This is a genomic window from Streptomyces abyssalis (genome assembly GCF_001751365.1).
Classification (GTDB): Bacteria; Actinomycetota; Actinomycetes; order Streptomycetales; family Streptomycetaceae; genus Streptomyces; species Streptomyces abyssalis.
The window spans coordinates 234,545-253,608 of record NZ_LJGT01000038.1; the positions used below are offsets into that span (position 1 = coordinate 234,545).

17 protein-coding genes and 1 tRNA gene are annotated in these 19,064 nt (G+C 69.4%); 13 read left to right on the forward strand and 5 right to left on the reverse strand.

Features of this window, described 5'->3' with window-relative positions:
- Positions 1–6 precede the first annotated feature (6 nt).
- The 11 genes from AN215_RS08290 (at position 7) to AN215_RS08340 (ending at position 10,847) form a co-directional block, all read left to right on the forward strand.
- Positions 7–960 carry a hypothetical protein gene (locus tag AN215_RS08290; protein WP_070013230.1) on the forward strand — a complete coding sequence of 318 codons (954 nt, stop codon included), beginning with the start codon at positions 7–9 and terminating at the stop codon, positions 958–960.
- Positions 961–966: 6 nt separating this feature from the next.
- Complete coding sequence (locus AN215_RS08295) at positions 967–2,175, forward strand: CbiQ family ECF transporter T component (RefSeq protein WP_079122816.1); 1,209 nt, start codon at positions 967–969, stop codon at positions 2,173–2,175.
- Complete coding sequence (locus tag AN215_RS08300; protein ID WP_070013229.1) at positions 2,172–3,806, forward strand: ABC transporter ATP-binding protein; 1,635 nt, start codon at positions 2,172–2,174, stop codon at positions 3,804–3,806. Before AN215_RS08295 ends, AN215_RS08300 begins: the two co-directional genes overlap by 4 nt.
- Positions 3,803–4,744: an ECF transporter S component gene (locus AN215_RS08305; RefSeq protein ID WP_079122817.1), complete on the forward strand. Its 942-nt coding sequence runs from the start codon at positions 3,803–3,805 to the stop codon at positions 4,742–4,744. Before AN215_RS08300 ends, AN215_RS08305 begins: the two co-directional genes overlap by 4 nt.
- Positions 4,741–4,866 carry a hypothetical protein gene (locus AN215_RS30620; RefSeq protein WP_275520821.1) on the forward strand — a complete coding sequence of 42 codons (126 nt, stop codon included), beginning with the start codon at positions 4,741–4,743 and terminating at the stop codon, positions 4,864–4,866. Before AN215_RS08305 ends, AN215_RS30620 begins: the two co-directional genes overlap by 4 nt.
- A gap of 159 nt (positions 4,867–5,025) precedes the next feature.
- Positions 5,026–6,072: a prenyltransferase/squalene oxidase repeat-containing protein gene (locus tag AN215_RS08315; protein ID WP_070013227.1), complete on the forward strand. Its 1,047-nt coding sequence runs from the start codon at positions 5,026–5,028 to the stop codon at positions 6,070–6,072.
- A gap of 63 nt (positions 6,073–6,135) precedes the next feature.
- Positions 6,136–6,621 carry a DUF4430 domain-containing protein gene (locus AN215_RS08320; RefSeq protein ID WP_070013226.1) on the forward strand — a complete coding sequence of 162 codons (486 nt, stop codon included), beginning with the start codon at positions 6,136–6,138 and terminating at the stop codon, positions 6,619–6,621.
- A 362-nt stretch (positions 6,622–6,983) separates the two neighbouring features.
- A tRNA-Arg gene (locus AN215_RS08325) sits at positions 6,984–7,056 on the forward strand.
- Positions 7,057–7,383: 327 nt separating this feature from the next.
- Positions 7,384–8,430 carry a PP2C family protein-serine/threonine phosphatase gene (locus AN215_RS08330; RefSeq protein WP_070013225.1) on the forward strand — a complete coding sequence of 349 codons (1,047 nt, stop codon included), beginning with the start codon at positions 7,384–7,386 and terminating at the stop codon, positions 8,428–8,430.
- A 592-nt stretch (positions 8,431–9,022) separates the two neighbouring features.
- Positions 9,023–9,781 carry a maleylpyruvate isomerase family mycothiol-dependent enzyme gene (locus tag AN215_RS08335; protein WP_070013897.1) on the forward strand — a complete coding sequence of 253 codons (759 nt, stop codon included), beginning with the start codon at positions 9,023–9,025 and terminating at the stop codon, positions 9,779–9,781.
- A gap of 268 nt (positions 9,782–10,049) precedes the next feature.
- Complete coding sequence (locus tag AN215_RS08340; RefSeq protein WP_070013224.1) at positions 10,050–10,847, forward strand: SAM-dependent methyltransferase; 798 nt, start codon at positions 10,050–10,052, stop codon at positions 10,845–10,847.
- Between the two features lie 209 nt (positions 10,848–11,056).
- Here the strand turns inward: AN215_RS08340 and AN215_RS08345 are convergent, their stop codons facing one another.
- The 5 genes from AN215_RS08345 to AN215_RS08365 form a co-directional block, all read right to left on the reverse strand.
- Positions 11,057–12,109 (reverse strand): LLM class flavin-dependent oxidoreductase, encoded by a 1,053-nt coding sequence (locus AN215_RS08345; protein ID WP_070013223.1) that lies wholly within the window; start codon positions 12,107–12,109, stop codon positions 11,057–11,059.
- Positions 12,110–12,269: 160 nt separating this feature from the next.
- Positions 12,270–13,796, reverse strand: coding sequence for an APC family permease (locus tag AN215_RS08350; RefSeq protein WP_070013222.1), 1,527 nt, complete (start codon positions 13,794–13,796; stop codon positions 12,270–12,272).
- Between the two features lie 83 nt (positions 13,797–13,879).
- Positions 13,880–14,137, reverse strand: a complete 258-nt coding sequence (locus AN215_RS08355; RefSeq protein ID WP_070013221.1) for a hypothetical protein — start codon at positions 14,135–14,137, stop codon at positions 13,880–13,882.
- Complete coding sequence (locus tag AN215_RS08360; RefSeq protein ID WP_070013220.1) at positions 14,134–15,651, reverse strand: FAD-binding oxidoreductase; 1,518 nt, start codon at positions 15,649–15,651, stop codon at positions 14,134–14,136. Before AN215_RS08360 ends, AN215_RS08355 begins: the two co-directional genes overlap by 4 nt.
- Positions 15,648–16,907, reverse strand: a complete 1,260-nt coding sequence (locus AN215_RS08365) for a (Fe-S)-binding protein (RefSeq protein ID WP_070013219.1) — start codon at positions 16,905–16,907, stop codon at positions 15,648–15,650. The genes AN215_RS08360 and AN215_RS08365 overlap by 4 nt, the downstream gene beginning before the upstream one ends.
- Positions 16,908–17,113: 206 nt before the next feature.
- On the opposite strand from AN215_RS08365, the gene AN215_RS08370 reads away from it, so the two are divergent.
- On the forward strand, positions 17,114–17,863 hold the full coding sequence (locus AN215_RS08370) for a FadR/GntR family transcriptional regulator (protein WP_070013218.1): 750 nt from the start codon (positions 17,114–17,116) through the stop codon (positions 17,861–17,863).
- 59 nt (positions 17,864–17,922) lie between these two features.
- Positions 17,923–18,666, forward strand: a complete 744-nt coding sequence (locus AN215_RS08375) for a cache domain-containing protein (RefSeq protein ID WP_139140698.1) — start codon at positions 17,923–17,925, stop codon at positions 18,664–18,666.
- The last annotated feature ends 398 nt before the right edge of the window (positions 18,667–19,064 follow it).

Consider the following 19,064-nt stretch of genomic DNA (forward strand, 5'->3'; position numbering starts at 1 on the left):
CTCCCCATGCCCGGCGTCAGACCCGGTGCCGCGAAGACCGCGGCCCTCGCCGCAACCGCTGCCGTTCTCGTCGGGACGTCACCGGCGCTCAGTCCGTCGGCGTCCGCGGCGGCCTCCCAGGCGGCCAAGGGCAGTTCGGGCTACTGCAAGACCAGCGACGGCGTCACCGTCGTCGTCGACTTCCAGGACCTCGGCGGAGGCACCGTCATCCGCTGTGCTCACGGAAGTCAGTCCACCGGCCTGGCAGCGCTCAAGAACGCCGGCTTCAAGATCACCGGCACCAACCGGTGGGGCGAAGCCTTCATCTGCCGCATCGAGGGCAAGCCGGGAGCGGACACCGAGCCGTGCATCGACACGCCTCCGACCTCGGCCTACTGGTCCTACTGGCACTCCTCCAACGGAGGCAGCTGGAAGTACAGCGACTCCGGGGTGACGAACCGGACGCCGCCCAAGGGGAGTTTCGAGGGATGGTCCTTCTCCAAGGACGAGTCACAGTCCACCAGCCCTCCCCCGGGTGTCGCACCCCGGCGGCCCGGAGGCGGGGGCACGGGCGGTGGCGGCAACTCCGGTGGCAGCTCGTCGGGTTCCGGCGGCAACGATGCAGGTTCGTCAGGGGGGTCGTCCGCCAGCGCCGGGAAGGGCGGCCCCGGCGACGCGAACGGCAAGAAGAAGGAGGAATCGAAGACCAAGGACGACTCCAAGGGCAAGAAGGAGGACGAGAAGTCCGCGAAGCCGTCCAAGTCGAAGGATGCGGAGGCCGGTTCGGAAGGCTCGGCCGCAGGGCCCGACGGCACGGAGGGCACAGGCGGCGACGGGCTGAAGACCGCGGACCCCGCGAGGGACGGCGGGGTGCCGGCCGGGACCGTGGCATCCATCGGCGCCGTCGTGCTGGTCGCCGCGGCGGCAGGCGCCACGGCCTGGCGCAGACGCCGCGCGGCCCGGGCGGAACAGGCCGACTGAGCACACATGTCCTCGTCCCGCATCACCGCCGGCCTCACCGCCCGCTTCCGGATACCGCGCTCCCTGCATCCGGGAGCGTGGTGGCTGTGGGCCCTCGGAATGGCCACCGCCGCCAGCCGGACCACGAACCCCCTGCTGCTTCTGCTCATCGTCGCCGTCTGCGGATACGTAGTGGTACAGCGGCGAGGCGACGCACCCTGGGCGCTGGCCTTCCGGATGTATCTCCTTCTGGGCGCCTTCATCGTCTTCATGCGCGTGGTCTTCCGCATCGTCTTCGGCGGAGGGCAGGGAGAGACCGTCCTGTTCACGCTCCCTGAGGTCCCGCTGCCCGAATGGACCGCCGGGATACGGTTGTTCGGGCCGGTGGCCGCCGAGCAGCTGCTGAGCGGTCTGTACGACGGGCTGCGTCTGGCCACCATGCTGGTGTGTGTCGGTGCGGCGAACGCCCTGGCCAATCCGAAACGGATGCTCAAGGCGCTGCCCGGCGCGCTCTACGAGATCGGCACATCCGTCGTCGTCGCGCTCAGCGTCGCGCCGCAGTTGGTGGAGAGCGTGCAGCGCATCCGCCGTGCGCGGCGGCTCCGGGGCGGCACCCAGCGCGGCATGCGTGCGCTGCGCGGCATCCTCATCCCCGTCCTGGAAGACGCCCTGACGCGTTCGCTGGCTCTGGCGGCGGCGATGGCCTCACACGGCTACGGCCGCACGGGCCGTACGGCACCCGCCGCCCGGCTGCTCACCGGATTCCTCGTCCTCACCGGCCTGTTGGGCGTGTGCGCCGGCCTGTACGGCGTCATGGACTCCTCGGTGCCCGCATACCTGGGGGCGCCCGCGCTGCTGGCCGGGCTGGCAGTGGCGACCGCGGGGCTCCTGCTGGGTGGCAGACGGGTGCGGCGCAGCCGCTACCGGCCGGACCGCTGGCGCACGGCGGAGCTGCTGACGGTGGCCGCCGGTGTCACCGCCGGTGCGCTGATGTACGTGACGACGAAGGTCGATCCGGCCGATCTGTATCCCTCGCTGTCCCCGATGACCTGGCCCACCTTGGGGCTGCTGCCCGCACTCACCGTGCTGGTGGGTCTTCTTCCGGCTTGGCTCACTCCGCCGCCCGCGCTCACGCCTCCACAACGGGCCGGCCCAGAACACGACGAGCCTGCCCGCACCCACCCCGCGGCTGAGGAGAACGCCCGGCGGGAGACCAGCAAGGAGACCGTCTCTTGATCACGTTCGACGAGGTGACCTTCACCTACAGCGGTGCGGACGAGGCCGTCCTGCGGGATATGGACCTCCGCATCGGAGAAGGTGAGCTCTGCCTGGTCACCGGCCGCACCGGGGTCGGGAAGTCCACCCTGCTCGGCGCCGTCAACGGGCTGGTGCCGCGCTTCACAGGGGGCCATCTCCACGGCCGTGTCGAGGTGGCGGGCCAGGACACCCGTGACTTCCCGCCGCAGGAGTTCGCCCATCTCGTGGGAGTCGTGGGACAGGACCCGCTGGCCGGCTTCGTCACCGACACCGTCGAGGAGGAACTGGCCTACGGGATGGAGCAGTTGAGTCTCCGCCCGGAGGTGATGCGCAAGCGAGTGGAGGAGACGCTCGATCTGCTGGGCATCGCCGAACTGCGGCACCGTGCCCTGCGGACGCTGTCGGGCGGGCAGCAGCAGCGCGTCGCCATCGGCTCCGTCCTCACCACCCATCCGAAGGTGCTGGTGCTGGACGAACCCACTTCGGCGCTCGACCCGACCGCCGCCGAAGAGGTACTCGCCGCCGTCGTCAGACTCGTCCACGATCTCGGCACCACCGTGGTGGTGGCCGAGCACCGCGTGGAACGGGTGCTGCAGTACGCGGACCGGCTGGTGCATCTCACGGGCGACGGCGGCGTACGCGACGGAGATCCGGCCGAGCTGATGCTGGACAGCGACGTGGCACCCCCGGTGGTGCACCTGGGGCGGCTGGCGGGGTGGCGTCCGCTGCCGCTGTCCGTACGTGACGCGCGCCGTCAGGCCGCCGGCCTCCGGGAACGTCTCTCCCCGCAGCTGCCCGACGTCCCATCGACCGCGTCGACCCAGCGCGGGCCGGAATCCGGAGCAGGTCTGACGGCCCGCCGGGTCGTCGTGTCGTACGGATCGCTGATCGCTGTACGGGACGTCGACCTGGAACTGCGGAGGGGCGAGGTCGTGGCCCTGATGGGCCGCAACGGATCGGGCAAGTCGTCGCTGCTGTGGGCTCTCCAGGGATCCGGGCCCCGGCGCTCCGGCACCGTCGACGTGGCAGGCAGCGATCCCGGCGAGCTCTCCGCCCGCGCGGCCCGTGCCCTGGTCGGACTGGTGCCGCAGACGGCGAGCGATCTTCTCTACCTGGAGACCGTCGAGGCCGAGTGCGCGCAAGGGGACACCGAAGCCGGCGCGACACCTGGAGCGTGCCGGCAGCTGCTGGACGGCCTGGCCCCGGGTGTCCCCGGCGACCGTCACCCCCGCGACCTCTCGGAAGGCCAGAAACTCGCGCTGGTGCTGGCCGTCCAGCTCGTCGCCGCTCCCGAGGTGGTGCTGCTGGACGAACCGACGCGGGGCCTCGACTACCACGCCAAGCGCCGCTTCACCGAGTCCGTGCGGGCCCTCGCCGGGGAAGGACGGTCCGTCGTGGTCGCCACCCACGACGTGGAGTTCACTGCCGGCGCGGCCGACCGGGTCGTGGTGATGGCCGAGGGAGAGGTCGTGGCCGACGGTCCGACAGCGGACGTCGTGGTCTCCTCCCCGGCGTTCGCGCCGCAGGTGAGCAAGATCCTTCACCCCCAGACCTGGCTGACCGTCGATCAGGTGGCCGCTGCCCTGGCACCCCAGGAGGCATCCGCATGAATCCAGCCGGAACCGGCGGACGGGGGCCGCGGCGCCGAAGACGGGCGAGCCTCCCGCCCGGACACCGCACGTCCGCCCTCAGGATCAGCACCCGCACCGCCGTCGTGCTCACCCTGGCGAGCCTGGCCGGCCTCACCATGTTCTTCTGGCCGCTGTTCGCACCCCCGCAGCCGGAGGCGAACGCCCACTCCGCCGACGCGCCGCTGCTGTTCATCCTCGCCATGCCGGTGGTCCTCGCCGTGGTCCTGGCGGAGCTGTCGTCGGGAGGCATCGACACCAAGGCTCTGGCGATGCTGGGCGTCCTCGCCGCTGTGAACGCCGGGTTGAGGCCGCTGGGCGCCGGCACCGCCGGCATCGAGACCGTGTTCTTCCTGCTGATCCTCGCGGGACGGGTCTTCGGCCCGGGATTCGGCTTCGCGCTCGGAGCGATCTCGCTGTTCGCCTCGGCCCTGCTGACCGCGGGGGTCGGGCCTTGGCTGCCGTTCCAGATAGTCTGCTCGGCATGGATCGGACTGGGTGCCGGGCTGCTCCCCCGAAGGGTCTCCGGCCGGTGGGAGATCGCGATGCTGGCGGCCTACGGAGTCGTCGCCGCCTACACGTTCGGCTTCATCATGAACATGTGGTTCTGGCCCTTCACGGCCGGCCCGGACACCCAGCTGTCCTTCGACCCTGACGCCTCCGTGCCGGAGAACCTGCACACCTTCCTCATCTTCACCCTTGCCAGCTCCACCTTCGGGTGGGACACCGGCCGCGCGGTCACCAATCTCATCGCCATCGTCCTCACCGGACGAGCCGTCCTGGCAACGCTGCGCCGTGCCAACAGACGTGCCGCCTTCGAGGCACCCGTCACCTTCACCCGTAGTTCGTCCGACCGCGCGCCCGTCGACGGCAAGCCCGCTCGCCCGCGCCGCCCTTTCGTAAAGGAGTTCACGTCATGAATCGCGCCTCGCTGGGCAGAGCCGCGGCTCTGTCCGCCCTCGCGTTCACCGCCGTGTCGGCCACCCCGGCCCAGGCCGCACCCCCCGGCGACACCTCGCCCCCGCAGGCAGCCGCCACCTGAGCCGCCTCCAAGCTCTCCAAGGGCACCAACGCCTCCGGCGACCACGGTCTGACCGCCGACATCGTCATCGGGCTGGCCGCCAGCGGCACGGGAGGCGACACGGCGAACAAGGCCACCGACTGGCTCGCCGATCACGCCGAGGAGTACATCAGCCGAGGCGTGAAGGGAGACGTCAACGCGGGGGCGGCGGCCAAGCTCGCCCTCGTCGCCGGGGTCGAGCACCGCGACGCGGGGGCCTTCGGCGACGTCGACCTCGTCAAGACGCTGAAGGACCGCATGCAGGACAGCGGTCGCTTCACCGACGACACGGCTTCCGGCGACATGTCCAACCAGTTCACGCAGTCCCTCGCTGTGCTGGGTCTCGACCGCGCCGGCTCGCTTCCGGAGAAGGCGACGGACTTCCTCGCCAAGTCCCGCTGCAAGGACGGCGGTTATCCGCTCACGTTCAAGAGCGACCCGGCCAAGTGCAAGTCCGACGTGGACAGCACCGGGCTGGCCGTCCAGGCACTCCTCGCCGCGGAGCGCGAGGACGACGTCGCGCCCGCACTGGACTGGCTGGAGAAGCGCCAGAACAAGAACGGCGGATTCGCCTACGGCGAGCCGGAATCGGCCGCCAACTCCAACACCACCGCGCTCGCCGTGCAGGCGCTCAAGGCCGGTGAACGCGAGCAGGCCGCGGCCAAGGGCGTCGCCTGGCTGAAGACGATGCAGCTCGGCTGCGACGCGAAAGCCGCGGACCGCGGAGCCGTCGGCTACATGAAGCCCGTCGCGGACGGCTCCGCGCTGCGCGCCACAGCTCAAGTCATACCGGCCCTCGCCGGCCAGTCCCTGATCGAGGTGGACGGCGCGGACGCCGAGCCGGGTCTCAGCGACATCGTCTGCGCACCAGGAGACGGCAACTCCGGTGGCAGCGACGGCGGCTCCGACGGAGGCAACAGCGGTGGCTCCGACGGAGGTTCCAGCGACGGCGGCTCCACGGGCGGTGACGACGGCGGCAGCGGAGGTTCCGGCCCGGACGGCTCGGCGAACGGCGGCTCCGACAGCGGCGGTTCGGATGCCGGCTCCGAGGGAGCCTCAACCGAGGGACCCGACGGAAGCCTGGCATCCAGCGGCACCACCGTGCTGCCCGCCGCCGGCATCTCGGTGGCCCTCCTCATCGGCGGCACGGCCCTGGTGCTCGAGCGTCGCCGCGGGCGCACCTCCTGAACCACCCCCCCCCTTCCGCCCCATCCCTGCGCCCTCGCGGCGCGCTACAAGAAGGAGTTACTGATGCGACGAAGATTCCTCGGGCTTCCGGTGGCCGCCTCGGTCCTGGGCCTCGCCCTCACCATGTGGGCCCCGACGGCAGCCCAGGCCCGTACGCCGGAAGCCGCCGCCCCGATATCGGTCCACCTCACCGTCACCGGCCCTGACGGCTCCGTCTACGACGGAGACCTCCAGACGACCGGGCACACCGTCACCGCCGCCACGGGCGGCAGCCACAAGTGCGACGGCACCAACAACGGCGCCAACCCCTCACCCGGGGCCACACCCACAGCCGCCCTCGACGACGCCGCAAAGGCCGAGGACTTCCCGTGGGACGGCACCTGGTACGCCTCCTTCGAGGACTACTTCGTGACCAGCATCGACGGCGACGCCCAGACCGCCGAGGCCTACTGGAACATCTCCGTCAACGGCCAGGCCACATCCGTGGGCGGCTGCCAGCACAAGCTCTCCGCCGGTGACGATGTCGCCTTCACCTGGACGGAGATGTAGTCCGAGGTTCTCTGCGCTCGTGCGGCGGGCGGTGCCCACCGGGACGCTCGACGTCCGGTACGGCCCGCCGCAGCCGACGAGGGCCCGGCACACCGATGCGGGAGGACGACCTCCGCCGCAGGCTCCCCGGATGACCCCGCACATCTCGACGGGGAAGAGGACGACGGAGCCGTCCGGGCAGCTCTCCCATGCCTGCGGTGAAGCCTCCCGGCAGCTGCTGGGACCGCCTGCGCACCAGCGCGTGCATCACCACGCCGGGCCATCGGCTAACCTGTCCAGGGTCGCCCTCATGGGGCGACCAGGAGCTCGCGTGACCCGAGGCAGCCCCGATCGGGGCCTTCCCCAGGGTTCCACCGAGCCCCGCCTCCGTAGCTCAGGGGATAGAGCACCGCTCTCCTAAAGCGGGTGTCGCAGGTTCGAATCCTGCCGGGGGCACACGACGAAGGGCCGGCTCAGCGGGATCATCTCCCAGAGCTGGTCCTTCTGCTTGGTCGGGCGCGTGCCACACCCGTGCCACTACAGAGCGGGCTCACCATCTCCGCGAGCGTCTCGGATCGGCCGGTCATGTGCTGGTAGATAAGCGCGGCACGTGAGGTGCTGTGCCCCATCCTGGTCATCATCAGCCCGAGCCCATCCGCGATGGTCCGGTCACGGGCGACCTACTCGTCGCTCCTCTGTCAGGAAGTCGTCTCAGTCTAAAGTGACGAAGTTCAGCGATGTGTCCTTGACGAATTTCTCATTCCTGTGAGCGCTCCTGTGCCGATGAGACCGCGCGACGACGGCAATCTTGTTCTGTTCCTACTGCCGTACATCGCCATAGCGCTCGCTGCAGCCGCGGATCTGGCCGCTGGCCGCCCTCTCGGCCTGCTCCCGCTGCTCGCGCTCGGCCCGGCGTTCGCCACCTTGACCGGCGGGATGCTCCACGTAGCTACTGTGGGACTGCTGTCGTTGGCCCTCTGCATGCTGCTCAGCGTGTACGACAATCTGTTCGGGACCGCCCGCGGGGTGACCGCCTTGATCGCAGTGTTGGGTACCAGCATGGCGGGGCTGCTGGCCACGCGTCTGCGGCAAGGCCAGGAGGAACGGCTGGCCCGCGTCCGTGCGGTGGCGCAGGTGGCACATCGGATCTTGCTGCGGGAACTGCCCGAGACGCCGGACGGCCTTCAGCTCGCTGTGTCCTACAGCTCGGCGACGCGGGATGTTCAGATCGGGGGAGATTTCTACGAAGCGATCGAGAGTCGTGCCGGGGTGCGAGCCGTGGTGGGCGACGTTCAAGGCAAGGGACTGAACGCCGTTCAGAGGGCCTCCGTGGTGCTCGGCGCGCACCAGGTCGCCGCCTACGACGAAGACACGCTGCCCGAAGTGGGCAAGTGCCTCGAACGTGCTGCGCTACGGCACTTTCCGGAGGGTGCTTTCGCAACAGTGATCCTCGCCGAAGTGAATGCAGACGGAACCGTGACTCTCCTGAACTACGGCCATCCGCCACCGCTGATCGTCCGCAGGGACGGTACGTCGTATTTCGCGGAACCGGCGGAGCCCGCTCTCCCGCTCGGCCTCACCGACATCGGAGGCGGCCACCCCACGCCGCACCGCGTCGAACTCGGTCCCGGCGACCAGATGCTGCTCTACACCGACGGCACTACAGAGGCACGCAACGCCGTCGGCCAGTTCTACCCACTCGGAGATCGAGCCTCGCTGCTGAGGACGCCCGATCCCACCAGCGCGCTGGAGGCCCTGCGCAGTGACGTCGTCGCACACACCGGCGGCCCACTTGTCGACGATGCCGCCATGCTCCTGCTCCGCCGCTGAGTCGCAGCCCGGGAGGCCCGGGGAACCCTCCCTTCGGCGGGCACTGCGGTACAACAGCGAAGTACAGCAACCGCCGCGACCGTGGGTGGCCCGCACCCGGCGCAGGAGGCTCGGCACACGCCCTCAGCCGTCCCCATCGACCGTCGTGCCCATAGCTCGCAACGAGATGGTCACCTGTGCCAGTCGCATGCCGGATGAGACGGAGACTCACGGGGAAACCGGGTGTCTCAAGGGCAAGTTGACGGTCACTGGGCCGGCATGCGCTCGCGCAGGTCAGCTGTCACTCGCCCTACATCACTCCTGAAGCGGGTGTCGCAGGTTCGAATCCTGCCGGGGGCACACAGCGAAGGGCCGGCTCAGCGGGAGTATCCGCCGGGGCTGGCCCTTCGGCCGGCTTCCCTGGCCGGAGCCGGGTTGCCTGCTCTCAGCGCGGAGTCGGGGGGATCTGAACCCGCGGTGACGTCGCTGCCACGAGGGTTTTCAGGACTGAGGCCGCCCGGTCCACCCCATGTGCAGGAGCGCACGCGAGCACTACTGTCCTGTGCAGGCAGCGGAACGTCACTCTGAGTGCCTGAGGATGGTGCAAAGTCTCGTGGAAATCGCCGGCTTCATCGAGGCGCTGCGTCGGGACGGCGAGGTGCTGGTTGACAGCTCTGTGCGCGCGGGGTGGGACACTTTGGTGCCCACCTGCCCCGAGTGGCGCGTACGCGATCTCGTCGCCCACACCGGCAGCGTGCATCGTTGGGCCGTCGGTTACCTCGATGGCAAGACGGAGGGCCGGCCCATCGAGATATGCGCTCCCGACGACGTCGACGCCCTCGCGGACTGGTTCCGCGAGGGGCACCTGCGATTGCTGAACAGGCTCACCACGGCCCCTGCGGATCTGGAGTGCTGGACGTTCCTTCCCGCACCGACGCCCCTGGCCTTCTGGGCCAGGCGCCAGGCCCACGAGACCGCGATTCACCGAGTGGACGCGGAGAGTGCACTCGGGGGCCGGCCAAGGGAGTTCACCGCTGAGTTCGCCGCGGACGGGATCGACGAACTCCTGGCGGGATTCCACGTCCGTTCCCGAAGCAAGGTGCGTACGGAACAACCACGTTCCCTGCTCGTGCAGACGACCGACACCGCCTCGGACACCGGGCAGCCGAGCGCATGGTTGCTCCACCTCTCGCAGGAGCCGTTGCGGGTGGAGCAACTGACCGATACCGGCAGTGTGTCCGCCGACTGCACCATCAGCGGCTCATCCCCCACGGTGTACCGCGCCCTGTGGAACCGAGGACGCTACGAGGACCTCGATGTGACGGGAGACCCTTCGCTCGTCGAGCTGTGGCGACGTACTTCTGCGGTGTGAGCCCGAGGCGGCTGACCGGTCCCCCGGTCCACCTCGAGGTACGGATCAAAGAATGACGGCTGCCCGTGACACTCGCGTGCCAGATGGGACCGGGGGGCCGTGCACCGTGCGACGAACATCGTCCGGTGCGGCCACCTCGATGTTGGGCCGGGTCTTCCTCGGCGGCACATGTGGATGCCTGCAGCATCACCCGCAATTTCCAACTGCCGACGTACGAACAGAAGTTGGCCGATGTGGAAAGCTTTCCTGGAGTCGAGAGGAGCGCGGTGTGAGACAGGACGGCTTCCGCAGCGAGGAGATCGACACCAGCAGACCGCACCCTGCGCGGATCTACGACTACCTGCTGGGCGGCAAGGACAACTACGAGCTGGACCGGCAGGCCGCGGAGGAACTCGCCGCTGCCGCCCCCGAGGTACGGATCGGCGTACGGGCCAACCGCGCCTTTCTGCAGCGCGCAGTCAGACACGTGCTCGGCAGCGGCGTACGCCAGGTCCTGGACATCGGCACAGGCCTGCCCACCTCGCCGAACGTTCATGAGATCGCCCGGGAAGTGGCGCCGGACGTGCGCGTCGCATACGTCGACAACGACCCGATCGTGAACGTGCACGCCAGTACGGTGCTCAGCGATTCCGCGACGACAAGCATCGTGCTCGCCGACCTTCGTGAGCCGCAGGCCATCGTGGACCACCCGGACGTCCGCCGGGTCATCGACTTCGGCGAGCCGGTCGCCCTGCTCCTCGTCGCCATCGTCCACTTCCTCACGGACGCGGAGCAGCCCCGCCGTACCATCGCCACCCTGCGCGACGCGCTCCCGGCCGGCAGCTTCCTGGTGCTCTCGCACGCCACCGGCGACTTCGCCGACCGTCGCGCGGCCCAGGCCGTCTACAACAAGGCGTCCGCCACCCTCAATCTGCGCTCCCGTGCCGAGGTCGAGCGCTTCTTCGACGGCTTCGAGCTGGTCGAGCCGGGCCTGGCCCAGGTGCCGTTCTGGCGCCCGGACACTCCTCCGCCGGCCCGATCCGGCGAGATCGGTTTCTACGGAGGTGTGGCGCGGAAGGCCGGCTGACGGGGCGTCGCGGAGTCCCCGGTGCGACCGGTCTTCCGGCGGCGACGTCATACCGTCGCCCGCCCGCTCCCCTGCTGGGCCGAGAGCCCCCGTGACCGTCCCGATCGTCCCTGACCGGCCGGCACCCCGGGAACGTGCGCCTCCGCTGGGAGCCCGGCGCCCGGCGGGCCCGTGCCCGCTCGGTGAGCAGAAGGCTCCCAGCTGAGTGGTCACGCGCTCAGTGCCGGCTTGACCTTGTCGTGCACCAGCTGCAGCTGCTCGGCCATGCTCAGCACACCCGGCATCTCCATCCCGGAGAACGCCTTCACCAGCGCTGAATCGGTGATCGCGAGGATCATGTGGTTCACCCCGCTGGCCAGGATCTCCCGGTTGATCTTCTCCGCGCACTCCTCAGGGGTGCCTGCCACGGACAGCTTCTCCGCAAGCTCCGGCGAGGTCAGCTCGTAGGCGCGCGGCAGGTCGCCCGCGCCGACAGCGGCGATGATCTCCTGCAGGGAGTCGGGGTCGACGTCGTTGCGCCGCAGCTGCTCCGCCGGCATGGACGAGGCGTACAACCCGACCATGGCACGTGCGGCCTGCTTCGCCGCCTCGCCGTCCTCTCCCGTCGCGAACACGACCCAGGCGCCGATGTCGAGCGACTGCCAGTCCCGGCCCGCGCGCTCCGCGCCGATCTTGACGTTGTCCACGAGGTAGTCGTACGCCTCCCGGGTGTAGCTGAGCGCGTGGTGCACGCCGTCCGAGATCTCGCCGGCCGCCTGGAACGACTTGGGGCCGCGCATCGCACCGAGCTTCAGCGGCAGCCGCTCCTGCACCGGACGCGCGAAGCTGAACAGCCCGGTGTAGTTGTAGAACTCGCCTTCGAATGTGATCGCGCCGTCGTCCAGGAACGTGCGCATCACATGGTGGGCCTCCTTGACCCGGGACAGCGGCTTGGTCTTCGCCCAGTCGATGCCGTACTGCGCGAGCAGCCCGAAGTTGCCGCTGGAGATGACGCATTCGGCTCGCCCGCCGGTCAACTCGTCGAGAGTGGCGGCGGCTTGGCAGATCAATGTCGGCTCGCGAAGGGTGACCGGTGACAGGTTCGGTCCGAACCTGATGTTCTGCGTCTTGTCGGCGGCCGCCGCGAACAGCAGCCAGAGGTCCTTGTGCCAGGTCTCGTCGGCGGCGTAGGCGGCGTAGTAGCCGAGCCGGTCGGCCAGCTTGATCGATTCGATGGTCTCGTCGATCGGGTAGTCCGGGAGCATCACATAGCTGATCTTCATGGTGCGCACCTTTCGGCCTAGCGTTCGGAATTGGACATGACGTGCCTGACGTGGGTGCAGTCCGCAAGTCGGTACGTGGACAGGGTCTTGCCGTTTCCGGAGCCGTCCGCGGTGTGGCCCGGCCCGGGGGCGACGAAGTCGCGCGGCGCTCGTCGGTCCGTCATTCGCGGGCGGCCGTTCTCTCCGGCCGCTGCGGAATCGCGTCACCCGCCGGTGCCTGGCTCCTGCCGTAGGGCCGGGTGGTCACCAGGAGTATCAACCCGGCACCCACCACCACCGCCCCCGACAGTGCCGTGAGGTAGTTGTCGTACCAGGGGGCTTCCGGTGTGCGCGGCCAGACCAGGTTCACGATCGCCGCGATCCCGTAGAGCAGCGCCAGTACGTTCACCGGCAGGCCCCACCGCCCGAGCGAGAACGGTCCACTCGGGCTCCATCCCTTCAGCCGTGCGCGCAGCGCGGCGAACACCACCATCTGGAATCCCAGGTAGATGCCGAGCACCGCGAACGACACGATGCGCTCGGTGGCGTCCTCGGACAGCCGGGACGCGAGCACCACGAGCGCCGGCACGACCGCCGCGGTCAGCAAGGCGTACGGGGGAACGTGCTGCCTGGCGGAGAACCGGGAGAACACCGCGCTCCCCGGAAGCATCTCGTCGCGCGCATAGGAGTAGATCAGCCGGCTCGCCGCGGCCTGCAGACTCAGCGCGCAGGACAGGAAGGACACCAGCACGACCAGCAGCACGACCTTCGAGCCGGCCGTGCCGAAGGCGGCACCGAGCACCGTGGAGACCGGGTCGGCGTCCTTGCCGGAGATCACCGCGCCGAAGTCCGGGACGGCGAGTACCAGCGCGAGGCACACGAATGTCGCGGCGAACCCTCCGACGTAGATGGTCATCCGCATCGACTTCGGAATGCGCCGCGAGGGGTTCGGCACCTCCTCGGCGACGTCCCCGCACGCCTCGAACCCGTAGTACTGGAAGATCCCTATCAGCCCCGCGGCCAGGAACGCCGTGAAGTAGGAGCCGCCGCCCCCGGAGCCGAAGTCCTGGAAGAGCACGCCGAGTCCGTGATGCCGCTCGCTGAGCAGCAACCAGCCGCCCACCGCGAGCGCGCCCAGGATCTCCATGCCGAAACCGATGATCGCGGCGATCCCGAGCGTCCGGGTGCCGCCGAGATTGATCACAGTGGCGACCAGCAGCACCAGCAGGGCACAAAGGATCGTGTTGCCGGTGCCGGACTCCAGGCCGAACAGCATCGACGCGTAGGGCCCGGAGCCGTACGCGACACTGGCGATCGTCACAAGCAGGGCGATCATGTACACCCAGCCGTTCAGCCACGCCCAGCGCTTGCCCCACAGCCGCCGGGCCCACGGATACACCCCGCCGGCCAGCGGGTACTGGGACACCACCTCGCCGAAGACCAGTGCCACCAGCAACTGGCCGAGCCCCACGATCAGCAGGGTCCAGATCATCGGCGGGCCCGCGGTGGCCAGCGCGAAGCCGAACAGCGTGTAGATGCCGACCACGGGCGACAGATACGTGAAGCCGAGGGAGAAGTTCGCCCACAGGCTCATCTCCCTGCGGAATTCGGAACGGTAGCCGAGTGCTTCGAGCTGGGACGCGTCATCCTGGCCGGACGGTGCCTGCTCCTCAGCGGGAGACTCTCGGCGCGAGACGTGATCTACCATGTGCGGTCCTCGTGTCGGACTCGTGGCGGAATTCGTTCTTCGCAGGGGGCACTCCACCCACGCCGAAGGCCGTGGGCGGGGTGCTAGTCGTCGATCTCGTCCAGCAGAGCCTGCGCCGAGATCACCTTGGCCGCCCAGTGGCTGTGCATCCAGTCCAGGTGATCGTGCCGGCTCGCAACGATGCGCAAGGTGTCCCAGTTCGGGAACACCTGTTGCACCACATGCACGCTCATCAGCTTCGGGTCGACTTCGAAGACGTCGTCGAAGCGCTCGATCGCGACCTCGGTGATCTGTCTCGCCTCCGGCGGCCGGGACTGCTCGGAGTGGCGGTAGGCGCTCATGAGCCGCTCCCTCCATCCGGTTCGTAGGCACGGTCCAGTCCGTACTTGCCGGGGTTCATGATGTTGTTCGGGTCGATGGCTCGCTTGACGTCGAGCATCACGTCGTATCCGCCGCCGAGTTCCTGCGGCACCAGGTCGACCTCGCCCTCCCGGCACGACCCGTGGCACGCGCTGATGGAGCCGCCGTAGCGGAGTGCGACCTCCGCGATGTCCCGCTTCGCCCGCACCCACGCGGCCCAGGACTCGTCGTCGAGCCGCTGCTCCCAGATGCCGACATCGATCTCGGTGAGGTAGTCCACGCCCGTGTTCGCGCTGGTGTACGTGAACATGCCCCAGTCGTCGAACATGTCGAAACGCTCGCGCAGCCTGCGCACGATCTCGTGCCATTCCAGGCGGACTTGGGGCAGCTCGCTGTAGTTGATGGCGGCGTCCTCGCAGTGCCAGCTCATCGGCACCACCTGCCCCGACCTGACCCGCCCGTGCAGCGGCGTGGCGTAGCGGTCGTGCCGGGCCGCCCAGTCCCCTTCGGACACCTCGTCGCCGAGGTAGCGCGCGCCGTTCTCCTTGGCGATGCGCATCAACCGCCTGCCGCCCGCGATCACTTCGTCCTCGTAGCCGTACGCCACCGCGCACACCAGCGCCCGCACGTCGGCGGGCTGCGGAATGTACGCCTCGTCGTCCCGGCGCAGGTAGTCGACCTTCCACTCGTCGAACAGCACCGCGCCGGCGAAGGTGGCGACTCCGGCGCGCGCCAGCTCGCCGACGGTCCGGTACGCGCTGTCGTAATCGGGGAACGCGAAGAACGGGGAGAGCTCCGCCTCCGGTTTCGGGAACAGCTTGAGCGTGGCCTCCGTGGCGATGCCTAGGGTGCCCTGGTGGCCCATGAAGAGGTGCTTTAGCTGGTATCCGCTGGAGCTCTTGGAGAGCTTGCGGCCCGCGCCGTCGCCGACGTGGATCACCTTGCCGGTCGGCAGTACGAAGTCGAAGCTCAGCACCAGGTCCCGGGAGTGCCCGTAGCGGCTGCCGATCAGCGACCAGCCGCTGGTGCCGATCCGGCCGCCGACCAGCGAACACGGGTAGGAGGCAGGGTCGTCGGGATAGATCAGCCCGTACGCCGCGAGCACCTCGTTCAGCTTGAGCATGTTGATGCCCGCGCCCACCGTGCAGGTGCGGTTGACCTCGTCGATCTCCAGGATGCCGTTCATCCGCTTGACGTCGACGACGATGCCGCGCCGCAGGGGCACGGCTCCGTCGGTGAGTCCGGTGCCGCCGTCCCGCGGCACGATCGGGATGCGGTGCGCGTTCGCGATACGCACCACCTCGGAGACCTCTTCGGTGGAGCCGGGCAGCACGACCAGGTCGGGCACGCGCTCGGCCCAGCGGTGCACGGGGAACGGCGCCGGCACCCTGGCCCGGTTGAAGCGGGCCGCCTTGCCGGTCAGTACGTGTTCGTCGCCGAGGACCTGGCGCAGGTCGTCCAGCACCGGTTCGGCGAGCTGCGGGGCGACCGTCATCGTCCTCGACTCCCCCCGACCTCGATGCCGAGTGACTCGGCGAGCAGTTCATGGATGTCGGTCACGTCGATCTGCCTGGCGTCGCCCGCCTCGCTCAGCGGGCGCTCCGACCAGGGACAGGCGGACACCAGCGTGTCCACGCCGAGCTCCGCCGCCTTGTCCACCCTGGACTCGCTGATCCTCGCGGTGAGTTCGGGCTTCTCGATCGGCAGCCCTCCGCCGCCGCCCGAGCAGTAGGACCACTGGGTGACCCGGTCGACGTCGTGGAAGACGAGCCCTGGGATCGCGGAGAGGATCTGCCGCGGCTCCTTCCAGACCCCTTTGCGCTTGTTCAGCCGGCACGGATCGTGATACGTGACGGTCCGTTCCACGGGCACCGCCGGCTTCAGCCTTCCGTCCCGGATCATCTCGGCGAGCACTTCGACTACCAGCACGATCTCGATGTCGTAGTCGTCGCCGAAATACTTCGGATAGTCCTCGGTGAACGTGATGTAGTCGTGCGGGTCGAGCACCAGCACGCGCTTGACCCCGCCTGCCCGCCAGTCCTCCAGGTTGTGCCGGGCGAACCGCTTCGACTGTTCCACGTAGCCCATCTCCGCGGCCGGTCCGCCGCAACACCACTGCTCGTTCATCAGCCCGAACTCGTAGCCGGCGTGCTGGAGGAGCTGTGCCACCGCGCGGGGAACCGAAGTGCGGTAGAACGCCGCCTCGCAGTCCACGAACAGGATCGTCTCCCCGCCGACCGGGATGTTCAGCCCGTCCGACCAGTCGCGCACGTGCTCCTGGCTGACGGGTGTGTCACCGAGCACCGGCTCGTGGGTGCGCTCGTCGGTGAGCAGGTTCCAGCGCTGCCACCCCTGCTGGTGCACGTCGTTGTCCACGGCCAGCGCGCGCACCGCCTTCACGAGGTCCACGGTGCGGGTACGGAACCGGTAGAAGTCGCCGGTGAACAAGGTGTTCGGGCAGCGCAGTTCACAAGCGCCGCAACCGGTGCAGTTCACGTAGTCCTCGGCGATGTCGGCGATCTCGAGCTCGCCCTGCTCCATCGCCACGACGTTGGCGTGGAACGCGGTGGGCGTCCACGACTCGTTGCGGGTCACCTGCATGACCGGGCAGACCTCGCGGCAGAACTTGTGGCCGGAGGAGAAGCAGTTGTACGCGGCGTTGCTCCACTGCTCGACGAACTCCTCGGTACTGCCGTGACCGTCGGACCGGGGCGGATCGTCCGTTTCGTGCCTGGCAGGGGTGTCAGTCATGGGTCCACTCCAAAGCGGCGAGGAACGCCTGTGGTGGTGGGCGACGGATCGGTACTGACTGTGCGGCGCCGGGCGTGACTTGGGTCACTGGCTTCAGCTGAAACATATGAAACCAGCTTTCAAACCGCAACCCCCGATGGGAGGATCGGTGCGGCCGTAACGCAGACTCAACTCGGACGCCGTCCGCCGGGGCGAAGGAGGTGTGCGTGGACGACAAGGGCGTTTCCGGTGCGGCACGGCACGCGGCCTTCGCGCCGCTCGAGGACGGCGGCCGCGCCGAGGTGGTGGCCCGGCGGCTGGGTGAGGCCATCGCGCTCGGTCTGCTCGGCGACGGCGAGCAGTTGCCGAGCGAGGCCGATCTGGCCGCGCAGCTCAAGGTCGCCACCGTCACGCTGCGCGAAGCGCTCTCCTCCCTGCGGCACCACGGGTTGGTGGAGACGCGGCGCGGCAGAGGCGGCGGAAGCTTCGCCCGCTCACCGGCCGAGGCTTCGCTGGAGCGGCTGCGCAAGACATTGCGCGAACGCAGCGTGCACGAGCTGCGGGAGACCGGCGACCAGCACCTCGCGATAGCCGGGACGGCCGCACTGCTGGCCGCGGAACGCGCCGGCCCCGACGATGTCGCCACACTGCACCGGCTGGTGGCCCAGCTGGAGTCGGCCCGTACGCCGGGTGACCGCAGGCGGGCGGACGGCCGCTTCCACATCGAGACCGCCGCCGCCGCGCAGTCCTCCCGGCTCACCCGCCAGGAGATCGCCCTTCAAGCGGAGATCGGTGAGCTGCTGTGGATGCCCTCCGGCGAGGCCGTCGCGCACAAGGACGCGGTCGCCGATCACCTCGCGATTCTGCAGGCCGTCGAGGACGGTGACGGATCGCGCGCACGCTCTATCGTGGAGCGGCACATCGGGCGTGGCATCGACCGGCTGATCGAGTTCCACCTTCGGCTTGCCGGCGCGTGAGACCTGTCCGGAGAAATGTCTGTGCATCACATCCGCCGGCCCGGGAAGGGGGGCGAGGAGTGACCGACGTTCAAGGGGTGGAGATCCGTACCGCGGCCGACCGGGTCGCCGCGGTGCTGGACGACGTCTTCAGCTGGCTGGATCTGCTGTCCGACCCGCTGCGCGCGCTGCACCAGCAGTCGCAAGCCGAGGGCCGGGCTCTGTGCGCCGACGAGCTCACCGCGTTGCGGAAGCCGATCTTCGCGCGGTTGCGGGAGCAGCCGAAGCTGATCGCCGGCACCGGTGTGATCCTGGCCGAGGACGTGCTCGCGGACCGGTCGCACTGGCTGGAGTGGTGGCAGAACCGGCCCGACGGCCCCCCGGCCTTCCTCGAGGTGGACCACAATCCGGCCAGCGTCGGCTTCTACGACTACGTCTCCGCCGCATGGTTCGCGCTGCCGAGGCGGACCGGGAACCGGGTGGTCGTCGGCCCCTACGTGGACTACTCGGGCACCGACGAGTACATGCTCACGCTGGCCAACCCGGTGAGCTGCGGCGAACGGTTCCTCGGGGTGGCGGCCACCGACATCCGGGCCGACGCGTTCGAATCACTGCTGCTCGGCGCCGTCGGGGCGACCGATCCGCCGACGGCACTGGTGAACGCGACCGGCCGGGTGGTCGCGTCGAACACGCCCCAGAAGATCGCCGGTTCACTGGTCGACGAGCACGACCTGGACCACACCTGGCCGGAGGTCGCCGTGCGAGTCTCCGGCCCGCACGGATGCGCGGGCCTGCCGTGGAAGGTCTCCGTCCTGCGGGGCTGAATCCGCCCGGCGGACGATCACGCCTCCTGACTGTCCCGTCAGCCAGCCCGGCGACGCGGCGCCGCCGAGCCGGGTGACCTCGGGGCTGTATCCCCGTGCCCTCCTTGCCGTCCGTGCTCTGTGCTGCCCATGCAACTCTCTTCCTGGCGAAGGGACTTCCCTGGTCCACGGCGTAACGCGGCCCAGGGCTGTGGCGAGTTGTGGCCGTAATGCGGACACGGATCGGGATTCGGCTCCCTGAACCGGCTGCGGATGCTCCGCGAGCTCTCCCGCTGCGGCACGGCGGCCTCGCTCCGTTTGTTCAACGCCCCGGCGCCTGGGGAGAGTTGAGACGGGCGGACTTCCCCGGCCCGAACCGCGGTCCGCGGCCGGAACGGACCGTGCCGGCGGTGCCGACG